The sequence below is a fragment of the Sphingopyxis fribergensis genome, assembly GCF_000803645.1.
In the GTDB taxonomy this organism is placed as follows: domain Bacteria; phylum Pseudomonadota; class Alphaproteobacteria; order Sphingomonadales; family Sphingomonadaceae; genus Sphingopyxis; species Sphingopyxis fribergensis.
Genome location: NZ_CP009122.1, coordinates 4,442,094 through 4,455,283, shown reverse-complemented (window position 1 = coordinate 4,455,283; position 13,190 = coordinate 4,442,094). Strand labels below are relative to the sequence as shown.

15 protein-coding genes are annotated in these 13,190 nt (G+C 64.6%); 4 read left to right on the top strand and 11 right to left on the bottom strand.

Annotated features, from left to right (window positions below; all coding sequences use genetic code 11):
• Positions 1-10 precede the first annotated feature (10 nt).
• The 3 genes from lptB to SKP52_RS20930 all read right to left on the bottom strand — a co-directional run bounded on the left by lptB (position 11) and on the right by SKP52_RS20930 (position 3,270).
• Positions 11-826, bottom strand: coding sequence for an LPS export ABC transporter ATP-binding protein (lptB, locus tag SKP52_RS20940; RefSeq protein WP_039578377.1), 816 nt, complete (start codon positions 824-826; stop codon positions 11-13).
• A 222-nt stretch (positions 827-1,048) separates the two neighbouring features.
• Positions 1,049-2,431: a phosphoglucomutase/phosphomannomutase PgmG gene (gene pgmG / locus SKP52_RS20935; RefSeq protein WP_039578374.1), complete on the bottom strand. Its 1,383-nt coding sequence runs from the start codon at positions 2,429-2,431 to the stop codon at positions 1,049-1,051.
• Between the two features lie 29 nt (positions 2,432-2,460).
• Positions 2,461-3,270 (bottom strand): division plane positioning ATPase MipZ, encoded by an 810-nt coding sequence (locus tag SKP52_RS20930; RefSeq protein ID WP_039578372.1) that lies wholly within the window; start codon positions 3,268-3,270, stop codon positions 2,461-2,463.
• A gap of 86 nt (positions 3,271-3,356) precedes the next feature.
• Here SKP52_RS20930 and panC point away from each other — a divergent pair, with 86 nt between their 5' ends.
• Together panC and SKP52_RS20920 are read left to right on the top strand one after the other, a co-directional pair.
• Positions 3,357-4,196, top strand: coding sequence for a pantoate--beta-alanine ligase (gene panC / locus SKP52_RS20925; RefSeq protein ID WP_039578370.1), 840 nt, complete (start codon positions 3,357-3,359; stop codon positions 4,194-4,196).
• A 140-nt stretch (positions 4,197-4,336) separates the two neighbouring features.
• Positions 4,337-4,651, top strand: coding sequence for an SEL1-like repeat protein (locus SKP52_RS20920; RefSeq protein WP_039578367.1), 315 nt, complete (start codon positions 4,337-4,339; stop codon positions 4,649-4,651).
• On the opposite strand, the gene SKP52_RS20915 is transcribed toward SKP52_RS20920, so the two are convergent.
• From SKP52_RS20915 to SKP52_RS20900, 4 genes are read right to left on the bottom strand one after another with little or no spacing between them, the layout of a single operon-like run.
• Positions 4,648-5,799 carry a GNAT family N-acetyltransferase gene (locus SKP52_RS20915; protein WP_052208656.1) on the bottom strand — a complete coding sequence of 384 codons (1,152 nt, stop codon included), beginning with the start codon at positions 5,797-5,799 and terminating at the stop codon, positions 4,648-4,650. The two genes, SKP52_RS20920 and SKP52_RS20915, sit on opposite strands and share 4 nt — an antisense overlap.
• A 3-nt stretch (positions 5,800-5,802) precedes the next feature.
• Positions 5,803-6,267: a RidA family protein gene (locus SKP52_RS20910; protein ID WP_039578364.1), complete on the bottom strand. Its 465-nt coding sequence runs from the start codon at positions 6,265-6,267 to the stop codon at positions 5,803-5,805.
• A gap of 14 nt (positions 6,268-6,281) precedes the next feature.
• Positions 6,282-6,923: an HAD family hydrolase gene (locus SKP52_RS20905; protein ID WP_039578361.1), complete on the bottom strand. Its 642-nt coding sequence runs from the start codon at positions 6,921-6,923 to the stop codon at positions 6,282-6,284.
• Positions 6,920-7,225 carry a DUF3572 domain-containing protein gene (locus SKP52_RS20900; protein ID WP_228383720.1) on the bottom strand — a complete coding sequence of 102 codons (306 nt, stop codon included), beginning with the start codon at positions 7,223-7,225 and terminating at the stop codon, positions 6,920-6,922. Before SKP52_RS20900 ends, SKP52_RS20905 begins: the two co-directional genes overlap by 4 nt.
• 62 nt (positions 7,226-7,287) lie before the next feature.
• On the opposite strand from SKP52_RS20900, the gene SKP52_RS20895 reads away from it, so the two are divergent.
• Positions 7,288-7,650, top strand: coding sequence for a response regulator (locus SKP52_RS20895; RefSeq protein WP_039578356.1), 363 nt, complete (start codon positions 7,288-7,290; stop codon positions 7,648-7,650).
• A gap of 192 nt (positions 7,651-7,842) precedes the next feature.
• Here SKP52_RS20895 and rpmG read toward each other — a convergent pair whose 3' ends face one another.
• The 4 genes from rpmG to SKP52_RS20875 form a co-directional block, all read right to left on the bottom strand.
• Positions 7,843-8,010 carry a 50S ribosomal protein L33 gene (rpmG, locus tag SKP52_RS20890; protein WP_037515700.1) on the bottom strand — a complete coding sequence of 56 codons (168 nt, stop codon included), beginning with the start codon at positions 8,008-8,010 and terminating at the stop codon, positions 7,843-7,845.
• Positions 8,011-8,229: 219 nt separating this feature from the next.
• Positions 8,230-8,967 carry a TonB family protein gene (locus SKP52_RS20885; protein ID WP_039578353.1) on the bottom strand — a complete coding sequence of 246 codons (738 nt, stop codon included), beginning with the start codon at positions 8,965-8,967 and terminating at the stop codon, positions 8,230-8,232.
• Positions 8,968-9,108: 141 nt separating this feature from the next.
• Entirely contained in the window at positions 9,109-10,419 is a 1,311-nt protein-coding gene (gene gltX, locus SKP52_RS20880; protein WP_039578350.1) for a glutamate--tRNA ligase, read from the bottom strand.
• Positions 10,420-10,455: 36 nt separating this feature from the next.
• Positions 10,456-12,114 carry an NAD+ synthase gene (locus SKP52_RS20875; RefSeq protein WP_039578347.1) on the bottom strand — a complete coding sequence of 553 codons (1,659 nt, stop codon included), beginning with the start codon at positions 12,112-12,114 and terminating at the stop codon, positions 10,456-10,458.
• A 137-nt stretch (positions 12,115-12,251) separates the two neighbouring features.
• Here SKP52_RS20875 and SKP52_RS20870 point away from each other — a divergent pair, with 137 nt between their 5' ends.
• Positions 12,252-13,187 carry a ribose-phosphate pyrophosphokinase gene (locus SKP52_RS20870; protein WP_039578345.1) on the top strand — a complete coding sequence of 312 codons (936 nt, stop codon included), beginning with the start codon at positions 12,252-12,254 and terminating at the stop codon, positions 13,185-13,187.
• The last annotated feature ends 3 nt before the right edge of the window (positions 13,188-13,190 follow it).

Below are 13,190 nucleotides of genomic sequence, written 5' to 3'. Positions count from 1 at the left end.
GTCTAGTCGATCACAAGGAGAAGCCCTCGCCGAGATAGAGGCGACGCACCTCGGGGTCGGCGACGAGCTCTTCCGGGGAGCCGGCAAGCAATACCTTGCCGTCGTAGATGATGCAGGCGCGGTCGACGAGGTCGAGCGTCTCGCGCACATTATGATCGGTGATCAGCACCCCGATCCCGCGCGTCTTCAAATCGGCGACGAGGTCGCGAATATCGCTGATCGACAGCGGATCGATGCCTGCGAACGGTTCGTCGAGCAGCATGATCGACGGATTGGCGGCCAATGCACGCGCAATCTCTGCGCGACGCCGTTCGCCGCCTGATAAGGCCATCGCCGCCGAATCGCGGAGCCGCGTGAGGCCGAATTCGTCGAGCAATTCTTCGAGCCGTCGCTCGCGCGATACCTTGTCGGGTTCGCTGAGTTCGAGCACGGCTCCGATATTCTGTTCGACCGTCATGCCGCGAAAGATCGAGGTTTCCTGCGGCAGGTAACCGAGCCCGAGGATCGCGCGGCGATACATCGGCAGTGCGGTGATGTCGGCGCCGTCGAGCATGATGCGTCCGGCGTCGGGTTTTACCAGTCCCATGATCGAATAGAAGCAGGTCGTCTTGCCCGCGCCGTTGGGGCCAAGCAGGCCGACGACCTCGCCCTTGCCGACCGACAGCGAGACGTCGGAGAGAACCGTGCGCTTGTCATAGCTCTTCGCAATCGAGATGACCGCGAGGCCGTTGCCCGCCGCGGCTTCTTCGCGGACATGCGCGCGATGCTCGGTGACCCCATGATCGCCCTCGGTCAGCGTGCCCGCATTGGATTCGTCGTCGGTCATAGGTCGGTCGGTTCCAGTTCTAGCCCCACGAGCGCGTTACCCCAGCGACGCGGCGAACGTCAATCTGGCAAGATTTTTGCATCCCTTAAAGCCTCTCCCCTTCAGAGGAGGGGGGGTGGGGGATCGAGGTCCGGCGCCAGGTCGCTAGCCCCCACCCGCTGCGACTAACGAACAAGTTCGCAAGTCTCGCTGCCCTCCCCTGAAGGAGAGGGATTTTAGTTATCAATGCGCCGCCTGCGGCCCGCGCGCGATTCCCGACAGCGCGAGCTGTTCGTCGATCGCCGCGAGCAGCCGCGTCAGCGCCGCCTCATCCTTCGCCTCGGCGCGCGCGACGAGCACATCCTGCGTGTTCGAAGCGCGGAGCAGCCACCAGCCATCGTCGGTGAGCACGCGCGCGCCGTCGGTGCGGTCGACCTGCGCGCCCGATGCGCCGAGCCGACCCAGGACTTCGTCCACAATGGCGAATTTGCGGCTTTCGTCGACCTGGAAGCGCATTTCGGGGGTGTTGACCATCGGCGCCATGTTACCGCGCAATTCGGTGACGCTCTGCCCAAGCTTCGTCGCCGCCTCGATCAGCCGGATCGCGGCGTAAGGCGCATCGTCATAGCCATAATAGCGATCGGCGAAGAAGATATGCCCGCTCATCTCGCCCGCCAGCGGACTGCCGGTTTCCTTCATCTTCGCCTTGATCAGGCTGTGGCCGGTCTTCCACATCAGCGGCTTGCCGCCGAGCGCGGCGACGCGGTCGAACAAAGCCTGGCTCGCCTTCACATCGGCGATCACCGTCGCGCCGGGCAGATCTTGCAGCACCGCAGCGGCGTAGATTTGCAGCAACTGGTCGCCCCAGATCACCCGGCCCTCGCCGTCGATCGCGCCGATGCGGTCGCCGTCTCCATCGAAAGCGACGCCGAAATCGAGGCTCTTCTCCGCGACGAGCTTGCGCAGGTCTGCAAGATTCTTCTCTTCGGTCGGATCGGGATGGTGGTTCGGAAAATGTCCGTCAATGTCGGTAAACAGCAAATGATGCTCGCCCGGAAGGCGCGCCGTGAGCTTCTCGATGACCGTGCCCGCGGCGCCGTTGCCGGCGTCCCAGCCGATGCGGAAGGCGCCGCCCGCGAACCCTTCGACCAGCCGGTCGACATAGGCATCGACGATATCGATGCTCTGCGACGTGCCTTCACCCGCCTCCCAGTCGCCTGCGGCGGCCATTTCGCCGATGCCCAGAATGTCGGCGCCATAGAAGGGACGCCCCTGCATCACAAATTTGAAGCCATTATAGTCGGGGGGGTTGTGGCTGCCGGTTATCTGTATGCCGCCCTCTACATCCTCGGTTGACGCGGCATAATAGAGCATCGGCGTCGGACCGAGCCCGACGTTGAGCGCGTCGACGCCCGCAGCATTGACCCCGGCAATCAGCGCGTCGGCAAGCATGGGCGACGACAGACGGCCGTCATAGCCGACCGCGACGCGCTTGCCGCCCGCACGGCGGACCAGCGTCGCGAAGCTGCGGCCGATGGCATAGGCGTCCTTGTCGGACAGCGTGTCGCCAACGACGCCGCGTATGTCATATTCGCGCAGCATCGTCGGATGGAAAACATGGGTCATGGGGGATCCTCTTGGGGGAGAGACGGAATTCAGGCGGCGGCGAAAAGGTCGCCGTCCGGGTGGAACCGCTCGCGCGCGGGAAGGTTCAATCCTCCCATCGCTTCGCGCAGTTCCTGCCGCGCGACGACATGCCCAATCCCCATGCCGCCGAGATGCGCCTTGTCGAGCAGGGTGAGGCCAGCGGGGAAAAGTTCGCGATAGATAACGCGCTCGCCAAGCCCAGGGATGACGCGGAAGCCGACGCGCCGCGACAACTGGGTCAGTGCCTCGCCGACGCGGCGCATATTGTGCGCGTCGACATGCTGGAGGCGGTTGCGCAGGATGATCCAGTCGATCGTCCGCCCGTCGGTCTTCGCGCGCGTCTTGCGCGCGTCCCAGATCAGTTCGGAATAGAAGCTGGGACGGGTGACCTGAAAGGTTTCGGGATCGACCTGGCCGATCAGGTCGAAATCGATGAAGCTGTCGTTGATCGGGGTGACGAGCGTGTCGGCGCTCGTCGCGAGGTGGCGCGCGAAGACGTCATCGCGGCCGGGTGTGTCGGCGATGATGTAATCGGCGTCTTCGCTGAGCCGCGCGACCTGCTCGTCGAGTTCCTCGACCGTCGAGCCGGTGAACACCTCGAAGCGCGGGGTGGGCAGCGTTATCTCGCGGCGCTTCGCGGTCTGTTCGCGGTTTTCGAGATAGCGGTGAAAGGTGCGCTGGCGCGGATCGAGATCGATCCCCGCAACGCGCCAGCCCTGGCTCGCCAGCGCGACCGCGAAATGCACGGCGCAGGTCGATTTTCCGGTCCCACCCTTTTCATTGGCAAAGATGATGCGGTGCGGTGCGGGCTTCGTCATGAGCGTTGCGATTTTCCTGTTTGCGCGGCATGGGCGGCCGACGCGCGAAGTGATATAGTCGCGCCAATATCGGAGGCCGACCGGGCGTGCAAATCATCCGTGACATCGCAATGCTGCAACGTGCCGTTACGGCACTAAAGCAAGGGGGCAAGAGCGTCGCGCTCGTGCCGACGATGGGATCGCTGCACGACGGCCATGTCTCGCTCGTCCGCATGGCGAAGCGTGTTGCGGACCATGCCGTCGTGTCGATCTTCGTCAATCCGACCCAATTCGGCCCCAATGAGGATTTTGCCGCCTATCCGCGCGACGAGGCGCGCGACGCGGCGATGCTGGCGCAGGAAGGCACGAGCCTGCTCTGGGCGCCCGATGTCGCGACCGTCTATCCGTCGGGGCACAGCACGCATATCGAGGTTTCCGAACTCGGCGCCGATTATTGCGGCGCGGCGCGCCCGGGGCATTTCGACGGCGTTGCGACCGTCGTCGCCAAGTTGTTCAATCAGGTGCGGCCCGACGTGGCGATCTTCGGCGAAAAGGATTGGCAGCAGCTCGCGATCATCCGCCGCATGGCGCGCGACCTCGATTTCGGCATCGACATTTTGGGCGCGCCGATCGCACGCGACACCGACGGCCTCGCGCTGTCGTCGCGCAATGCCTATCTGTCAAAGGATCAGCGAGCCGCTGCGACCGCCTTTCCCGCGGCGTTGAAGGCGGCGGCGACAGCGATTGCGGGCGGCGACGAGGTGAACGAAACGCTCGCCAAGGCCGAGGCGGCGATCGTCAAGAGCGGCTTTGACAGCGTCGATTATGTCGCGCTCGCCGATGCCGACAGCCTCGAAAGACTGGACGCCTTTCGCAAGCCAGCGCGGCTTCTGGCAGCTGCGCGGATTGGAAAAACGCGGTTGATAGACAATTTGGCAGTCGGTTGATTAACCGCAAAAATCCCAGGTTTCCGGGGACCCCCTGTCCCATCCACAAGAAAATCGATGCACCGTTAACGCTTTGTTGACCATAAGCCGCAAGGTTGGGGGCCGAAGCTTCCTGTGGGGGGAAGCGACAGGGGGTTATCATGGCGAATAGTCTGAAGTCTGCCCAATATCTGATCGAGAGCCGTCTGCTCGACGCCGCACGCGGCGACGCCAATGCGTATTTCGATCTCGGTATCGCTTTTTCGACCGGCACTGGCGGGGTCGATGTCGACCTGATCCAGGCGCATAAATGGTTCAACCTGGCAGCGCTCGGCGGCAATGTCGAAGGCCAGCAGTGCCGCGCCGACCTGTCGGACGAAATGAGCCGCGACGAGATCGCGGAAGCGCAGCGTCAGGCGCGCGCCTGGCTCGACGAGACGGCGCGCCGTCCCGCAGCACGCCGCTTCGCGGCCTAATCCTTCCGCTTGAAGGGCGTGTGCCCTTCGAGCCAATCCATCTCGACCGCTTCCGCTTGCCGTTCCTGTTCGAGATAGTCGGCGACGGCGCGCCGAAATCCCGTGTCCGCGATAAAATGCGCCGACCAGGTCGCGACGGGGCCATAGCCGCGCGCGAGCTTGTGCCCGCCCTGCGCGCCCGCCTCGACACGCGCCAGGCCGCGTTCGATGGCAATATCGATCGCGCGGTAATAGCATAGTTCGAAATGCAGATAGGGGATGTCGATCTGGCAGCCCCAATAGCGACCGTATAATGTATCGGCACCGAGGAAGTGCAGCGCGCCCGCGACCGGCCGTTCCTCGCCGTCATAGGCGATGAGCAGGATGATCTGCTCGGCCATCCTTTCACCCATCAGGTCGAAGGCTTCGCGCGTGAGGTACGGATGCCCCCATTTGCGCGCGCCGGTGTCCTGATAGAAAAGCCACATCGCGTCCCAATGGTCGGGGCGGATCGCATCGCCGGTGAGCTCCTCAATCCGCAGCCCCTCGATCGCGCGTAGCCGCTCCTTGCGCAGTTGCTTGCGTTTTGCCGAAGTCAGCGTGGCGAGGAAATCGTTGAAGCTGCGATAGCCCGCGTTCGCGAAATGAAACTGGATATCGCGGCGGATGAGCCACCCCGCTTCCTCGAACAACGACATCTGCTCGGGCGCGACGAAGGTGGCATGCGCCGAAGACAGCTGGTTCTGCCGCACCACCGCCTCCGCGGCGCGGAGCAGCAGCAGCGCGTCGCCCTTGTCGTTCGAGAGCAGGCGCGGCCCCGGCACCGGGGTGAAGGGCGCCGCGATCTGCAGCTTCGGATAATAATCGCCGCCCGCACGCGCCCACGCATCGGCCCATGCATGGTCGAAGACATATTCGCCCTGGCTGTGCGATTTGAGATAGGCGGGCGCGGCGGCGACGAGCGCGCCGCCGGCATCCTCGACGAGCAGCGGCGCCGCCTGCCATCCGGTGCCCGCCCCGACGCTGCCCGAGTCTTCGAGCAACGCCAGGAAGGCGTGACCGACAAATGGGTTGCTGCCATCGTGCAGTGCGTCCCACGCCGCGGCTTCGATCGCGGCAACGCCGCTACCGAGCGAGATGGCGCGTGCCGGCGGGTCGGCCTCGGCCATGATTTAGGCCGGGCGCACCGCGACGATCGCGTCGGCCTCGACCGCCGCGCCGAGTGGCAGCACCGCAACGCCAACCGCAGCGCGCGCATGGCGCCCCGCATCGCCGAACAGCGCCTCGAACAGGTCCGACGCGCCATTCGCGACCTTCGCCTGATCGGTGAAACCGGGGGTGCTGTTGACGAAAACGCCGAGCTTTATGATGCGCGCGACGCGCGACCAGTCGCCGCCGAGCGCCTGCCCGATCTGCGCAACGAGCATCAGCGCGACGCGCTGCGCGGCATCCTGACCGCCCGCGACGTCGACGTCTTCGCCCAGGCGGCCAGTCACGACCTGCCCGTCGCGGAATGGCAGCTGGCCGCTGACATAGAGCAGGCCGCCATGTTCGACGACGGGGACATAAGCGGCGACCGGCGCGGCGGGCTTGGGAAGTTCGAGGCCGAGTTCGGCGATTTTGGCGGCGATATCCATTGGTCGTTCCTTGATTAAACCGGCTCGGCGGCCGGGGCGGGGATGTTTTCGGCAAGGCGCGCCAATATCCAGCGCTGCGCCTCTTTCCAATTGTCGATTCGGGCATGCGCGTAAGGCGCGGGCGCGATCTTGTCGGCAATCGCGGGCTCGCCGACGAGATGCAGGCGCCAAACATCGGGCGCCTCCTGCGCGACCGAATGATGATGACCCGCCAGGTCGTCGACGAACACCGCGACCGAGGGCTTATACTCTTCGATCAGGCGGCGCACCGGCTCGCCCTTGCCGCCGCGGCTGCCGATCACCGGCGCGTGGAAATCGTGGAGCGCGAGCTGTTCGATCCGCGCCTGCTGATGTTCGGGCCCGACATTGGTCAGCACGACGATATCGGCCTCGGCACCGATCGCCGCCATCGCCGCAAGCGCGCCGGGGATCGGATATTGCCGCATCATTTCCTTGCGGAAGAAGCCGTCGAGCAAAGGCCAAACCTCGGCCGCCTCGAGCGGCGTGCCGCACTCCTTGCGCTTCAGCGCGTTCGCGAAGCTCGCATCCTCGATACGAAAGATCACGCCATGTTCGGCGTCGACCCATTCGGCGAAGGGGACGACCATGTGCATCAGCACCTCGTCGCAATCGGTGATGACGAGCGGGCGGTTCATGCGGTGGTTCCTTCGGATGGCTGGCCTTCGAGCCTTTGCGCGGCGGCGGCGATGCTGGCCGGCGGCACCTGCAACGCATCGGAGCAGGCGATAAGGTCGCTTTCGTGGGCGGTCAGGAACGACAGGATCGCCGCGAGCGTCGCCTGCTCGCCCAGCGACGCGCGCAGTTCATCGGGCGCAAGCCCGGTCAGACCCAGCAGCCGCTCGGCGCGCGGTTCGTCGCTCAAGATCCATCCGAGCGCCTGAAGCGCCAGCGCGGCATCGCCATCCTGCAAGTCGTAAGTCCCTTCGTCGCGATGCAATTGTGTCGTGCGGCCGATTCGCCTAAACGGACCGCGGATGCAAGGTGGGGAACATAAGTAACATGGGCAAGACCATCCTGGTCGTCGAAGATAATGAGCTTAACCTCCGCCTGTTCTGCGACCTGCTCAACGCCCATGGCTATAGCGCGCATCCCGTGCGCGACGGCCGTGACGCGCTGGCCAAGGCGCGCGAAGTGTCGCCCGACCTGATCATCATGGATATCCAGTTGCCGCATGTCAGCGGGCTCGAACTGATCGGCCAGATGAAGGCCGACCTGACCTTGCGCAGCGTCCCGATCATGGCGGTCACCGCCTATGCGGGAAAGGGCGATGAGGAGCAGATCAAGGCGGCAGGCGCGGAAGCTTATGTCTCCAAACCGATTTCGGTGATCAAGTTTATCGAGAGCGTCGGAGCGTTTGCTTGAGCGTCTGCTGACGACCGATAGCGGCCATAAAGCCCTCTCCCTTTAGGAGAGGGTGAACGTCCGCTCACCACCCCAAAACCCACTTTCAGACGCGCACGAAAAAGGGCGGCGCGGGGCCGCCCTTCTATATCCCAGCCTTCGCCAGGATGACGCATTTCCGCCCCACGCGCTTTCAGCGCATGGGGAAATGCATCACTTGATCTTCGCTTCCTTGAACTCGACGTGCTTGCGGACACGCGGGTCGTACTTACGCACCGACATCTTCTCGGTCATCGTGCGCGGGTTCTTTTTCGTGACATAGAAAAAGCCCGTGTCGGCGGTGCTCACCAGCTTGATCTTGACGGTCGTCGGCTTGGCCATGGCCCTGTTCCTCGAAATAACTGCACATCCACCGGAGGTCCGAGGGATGCGGCGGGACTAGGGCCCCGACGTTGGTGTGAAAAACATGAAAGGGCCGCGCGACGCCGCGCCGCCCCTCAATATCCGGGCGCCTTTGGCGGGATTCGGCCTTTCTGTCAAGCGAAAGGAGCGGGCGGGCGGCACAAAACCGCCCGCCCGGGAGGGGTCGGGTTTAGGGCGCTATGCGTTCTTGATTTCGAAACGGACGCGCATTTCTTTCCAGCTTTCCTCGGGCACCCCGCCGCGCGTTGCAGCCTTGAAGCGCCATTTGGTCAGCGCACGCCGCTTCGTCGCCTCGAAAAATGCCGGATCGTCGGTGCTGACCAGTTCGACCGCCTTCACTCGCCCGTCGGTGCCGATCAGCACGCGGACGACCACAACCCCCTCGACCCCCTCGCGCTGTGCCCGCGCCGGATAATCGGGCTGGAAGAGACCCGCATAGCGCTCGTCGAGCTGCGCGAGCACCAACTTCGCTATGGTCGGCGGATCGGCTGCGCGTACTGGCGGGCCGGGATCGACGGGGCCGATGTCGGGTATCGAGGGCCTGGTATCGGCCCAAGGTTCCTTTAAGGGCGTTGTTGGAAAGATAGGGACCACGACGTCGGGCGTCGATGCGCTCCGCGGCGTCGGCTCGACATCTTCGGCCTGTTTGGGTGGCGGCGGATCGAGCGGCTTTTCGAGTTCGATCAACGTCCCGGTCATCGGCTCGCTCTTCGGTGTCATCTCGATAATCATCGGCGACAGCGCGACCGCCACCACCAGCGCAGCGGGCAGTCCCACGGCGAATAGCGCGGCGACCGGGTGGCGGCCCGAGTCGCTTCCATAGCTGTTACGAGGGAGGGCGGTTGCCGCTCCGGCTGGCGCGGTGGTCGCGTCAGGCGCGGCTATAATCGCCGAAATCAAGGGTATCAGGGTCATGGCATCTCTCCTTGCCTCTATGACTCGGCCCCGCCGCGTTCCCACCGTTGCTGTCGGCCAGGTCAGATCAACGTGATATTATAACATCACGTCACATGTCAAGCGAATCGGTAAGCAAGGGGGGATCGCCAATATGGGTCGTCAGGTAACGGAAAGCCGCGCGACTGCCTGATCCTTGGCGATCAGCGGCAGCAGCTCGGCCATGTCGGGGCCATGGTCACGCCCAGTCAGCGCACGGCGCAGCGGCAGGAACAGCGCGCGCCCCTTTGCCCCCGTCGCGTCTTTGACGGCGCCGGTCAGCGTGTGCCAAGGGTCGGCGCTCCAGTCGACGCCGGGCGCGGCGGCGGCGGCGGCGGCCAGCACCGCGCGGTCGACCTCTTCGGCCGCTGGCGAGGCAAAGGGACCGTCGAACACCGACACCCACTCGGCCGCCTCGGCCACCGTCGTCAGGTTCGGGCGAATCGCGTTCCAGCGCGCTTCGCTGATCGGGGTCGGCAGACGGTCCGCAACCGCCGCATGATCGGTGTGATGCAATATCTTCTGGTTCAGCAGCGCCAGTTCGGCCTCGTCGAAGCGCGCGGGCGCGCGGCCGAAGCGCGCAAAATCGATGCTTTCGACCAGCGGGGCGACGTCTGTCACCGGCTCGACCGGATCGCTCGTCCCCAATCGGGCAAGCAATGCGACCAGCGCGATCGGCTCGATGCCGTCTTCGCGCAGGTTCGCCATACCAAGCGAGCCGAGCCGCTTCGACAATTTGCCCTCGGTCCCCACGAGCAAAGCCTCATGCGCAAAGGCGGGCGGCGTCGCGCCGAGCGCTTCGAACATCTGAATCTGCGTCGCGGTGTTCGACACATGATCCTCGCCGCGCACGACATGGGTGATTCGCATCGCGATGTCGTCGATCACGCTCGGCAACAGATAGAGCCAGCTACCGTCGGCGCGGCGCACCACCGGGTCCGACATGGTTTTCGGTTCGAAATGTTGCGGTCCGCGAACCATATCGATCCACTCGATCGCCGCGTCATGGTCGAGCCGGAAGCGCCAGTGCGGCGCCACACCCTCGGGGGCGGGCGCGCCATCAGGCTTGCGCTCATAAACCGGCGGCAGCCCGCGCGAGAGCAATATCTTGCGGCGGATATCGAGTTCTTCGGGGGTTTCGTAACAGGCATAAACGCGCCCCGCCGCCTTCAGCTTGGCGAACTCGGCCTCATAGAGCGCAAAGCGCGCCGACTGGCGTTCCTCGCCGTCAATATCGAAACCGAGCCACGCAAGGTCGGCGCGAATCGCGTCGACATACTCCTCTTTCGACCGTTCGAGGTCGGTGTCGTCGATGCGCAGCAGGAAACGCCCGCCATGCTTGCGCGCCCACAGCCAATTGTGGAGCGCGGTGCGGACATTGCCGACATGGAGGGTGCCGGTCGGCGAGGGAGCGAAGCGGGTCACGACAGTCATGGCCGCGCCTATAGCCTGTTTCGCGCGCGGCGCGAGTCAGGCGGTACGAAAACCATGGGTGATCGGATAACGCCGGTCGCGCCCGAAATTGCGCGTCGACAGCTTCACCCCCGGCGGCGCCTGGCGGCGCTTATATTCGGCGAGCATCAGCAATCGCTCGATCCGCGCCACCGCATCGCGATCGAATCCATATTTCGCGACAACATCGTCGACGCTCGCTTCTTCCTCGACGAGCATATGGAGCATGCGGTCAAGGTCGGCATAAGGCGGCAGACTGTCCTCATCCTTCTGGTCGGGGCGCAGTTCGGCGCTCGGCGGCTTCGTGACGATATTCGCGGGCATTACCGGCGTCACCGGGTTGCGCGACAGGCGCGGGACATTCGCATTGCGCCATTCAGCGAGCGCGAACACCGTCATCTTGTACGCGTCCTTCAGCGGATTATAGCCGCCCGCCATGTCGCCATAGATGGTCGCATAACCGACGCTCATCTCGCTCTTGTTGCCCGTCGTCAGCAGCATCGGGCCGAATTTGTTGCTGAGCGCCATCAATGTCACGCCGCGAATGCGCGACTGGACATTTTCCTCGGTGATATCGACATCCTTGTCGGCAAAACTGCCGGCGAGCATAGCGTCGAATGCCTCCACTGCGGGCACGATCGAAATCGTATCGAGCTTGCATCCGATCATCTTCGCGCAGCCCGCGGCATCGTTCAGGCTCTCCTCGCTGGTGAAGCGGCTCGGCATCATCACGCACCAGACCTTGTCTGGCCCCAGCGCGTCGGCGGCGATCGCGGCGCAGATCGCCGAATCGATTCCGCCCGAGAGGCCGAGCACGACCCCGGGGAAGCGGTTGCGCTCGACATAGTCGCGCAAGCTCACGATCATCGCGCTATAGATATCGGCGGGATGCGCCTCCCATTCAGCGATCGCCCCCGCTTCGCAGGTCCAGCCATCGGTGCCCTTCGTCCAGCGCGTCACGCGCTCCTCGGCCTCCCAATCGGTCAGCCGGTGCGCCGTCGTCCCTTCGCTGTTCAATACGAACGAGCAGCCGTCGAACACAATCTCGTCCTGCCCGCCGATGCGGTTGAGGAAAATCAGCGGCAACGAGGTTTCGGCGACACGGCCCGCGAACACCTGCGTCAGACGCCGCTCGTCCTTGTCGATCTCATACGGACTGCCGTTGACCGAAATCAGCAGCTCGGCGCCCTGCCCGACCAGATGCTGGCAAACCTTCGGCAACCACCCATCCTCGCAGATCGGCAGGCCCAGCTTGACGCCACGCCATTCGACGACGTCGGGAAGCGGCCCCGGGGCAAAGACGCGCTTCTCGTCGAAGGTGCCGTAATTGGGCAGTTCATGTTTCCTTCGCGTCGCGACGATCCGGCCGCCGTCGAGCAACGCGACGATATTATAAAGCGCGTCGCCCTCCCGCTCGACCGACCCGACCAGCATCGCCGGGCCGCCATCGGCGGTATCGGCGGCCAATTCGGCGAGCATCGTCGCGGCGCGCGCCGCCAGCGCGGGCTTCAGCACCAGATCCTCGGGCGGGTATCCGATCAGTTGCAGCTCGGGGTAAAGGATCAGATCGGCGTCGGCGTGCCGCGCGCGGACTTCGCGCATCGCGGCGGCGTTGGCGGCAAGATCGCCGACGACCTGCGTCATTTGCGAAAGAACGATGGTCAGCTTTTGTATCATGCCCGTGGTTTAGGCCGACGCGCGCCGATTTCAACTGCGGCGCGCGCAGCGGATCGGGCTTTAACCCCTTCCCCTATCCGCTCGCGCTGGCTAAGGGGGCGCGCAATCCCGTCCGCCGCGAAAGGGCATCGCACCCCATGAAACTTATCTCCGGCAACAGCAATCTTCCTCTCGCCCGCGCGATCGCGGACTATCTGGAACTGCCGCTGACCGATACCAGCGTGCGCCGTTTCGCCGACGAAGAGGTCTTCGTCGAAATCCACGAGAATGTCCGCGGTCAGGATGTGTTCGTCGTTCAGCCGACGAACTTCCCCGCGAACGACAATCTGATGGAATTGCTAATCATCAACGACGCGCTGCGCCGCGCCTCGGCCAAGCGCATCACCGCAGTCGTCCCCTATTTCGGTTACGCCCGTCAGGACCGCAAACCCGGCCCGCGCACGCCGATCTCGGCCAAGCTGGTCGCGAACCTGATCACCACTTCGGGCGCCGACCGCGTCCTTGCGATTGACCTGCACGCCGGGCAGATCCAGGGCTTTTTCGATATCCCGACCGATAACCTTTATGCCGCGCCCGTGATGAGCGCCGACATCCAGGCGCGCTTCGCGGGCAAGAATCTGATGGTCGTGTCGCCCGACGTCGGCGGCGTGGTCCGCGCGCGCGCGCTCGCCAAGCGGCTCGACAACGCCCCGCTCGCGATCGTCGACAAGCGCCGCGAGCGCGCCGGCGAATCCGAAGTGATGAACATCATCGGCGACGTGAAGGGTCGCTTTTGCATCCTGATCGACGACATCGTCGATTCGGCGGGGACGCTGTGCAACGCCGCCGCGGCGCTGAAGGCCGCGGGCGCCGAGGGCGTCGTCGCTTATTGCACCCACGGTGTCTTGTCGGGCGGCGCGGTCGCGCGCGTCGATGCGAGCGAGCTTACCGAGCTCGTCATCACCGATTCGATCCAGCCGACCGATGCGGTGAACGACAGCGGCAAGGTCCGCGCGCTCACCGTCGCGCCTTTGCTCGGCGAAGCGATCAAGCGCATCGCCGACGAATCGAGCGTCTCCTCGCTTTTCGACTGATCG

Bases quoted from the DNA above. Each gene is read 5' to 3' on its own strand.
- SKP52_RS20895 (WP_039578356.1), top strand. From the start codon at position 7,288: ATGGGCAAGACCATCCTGGTCGTCGAAGATAATGAGCTTAACCTCCGC.
- SKP52_RS20870 (WP_039578345.1), top strand. From the start codon at position 12,252: ATGAAACTTATCTCCGGCAACAGCAATCTTCCTCTCGCCCGCGCGATC.
- rpmG (WP_037515700.1), bottom strand. From the start codon at position 8,010: ATGGCCAAGCCGACGACCGTCAAGATCAAGCTGGTGAGCACCGCCGAC.
- SKP52_RS20885 (WP_039578353.1), bottom strand. From the start codon at position 8,967: ATGACCCTGATACCCTTGATTTCGGCGATTATAGCCGCGCCTGACGCG.
- SKP52_RS20905 (WP_039578361.1), bottom strand. From the start codon at position 6,923: ATGAACCGCCCGCTCGTCATCACCGATTGCGACGAGGTGCTGATGCAC.
- SKP52_RS20915 (WP_052208656.1), bottom strand. From the start codon at position 5,799: ATGGCCGAGGCCGACCCGCCGGCACGCGCCATCTCGCTCGGTAGCGGC.
- lptB (WP_039578377.1), bottom strand. From the start codon at position 826: ATGACCGACGACGAATCCAATGCGGGCACGCTGACCGAGGGCGATCAT.
- SKP52_RS20930 (WP_039578372.1), bottom strand. From the start codon at position 3,270: ATGACGAAGCCCGCACCGCACCGCATCATCTTTGCCAATGAAAAGGGT.
- SKP52_RS20875 (WP_039578347.1), bottom strand. From the start codon at position 12,114: ATGATACAAAAGCTGACCATCGTTCTTTCGCAAATGACGCAGGTCGTC.
- SKP52_RS20910 (WP_039578364.1), bottom strand. From the start codon at position 6,267: ATGGATATCGCCGCCAAAATCGCCGAACTCGGCCTCGAACTTCCCAAG.
- gltX (WP_039578350.1), bottom strand. From the start codon at position 10,419: ATGACTGTCGTGACCCGCTTCGCTCCCTCGCCGACCGGCACCCTCCAT.
- SKP52_RS20920 (WP_039578367.1), top strand. From the start codon at position 4,337: ATGGCGAATAGTCTGAAGTCTGCCCAATATCTGATCGAGAGCCGTCTG.
- pgmG (WP_039578374.1), bottom strand. From the start codon at position 2,431: ATGACCCATGTTTTCCATCCGACGATGCTGCGCGAATATGACATACGC.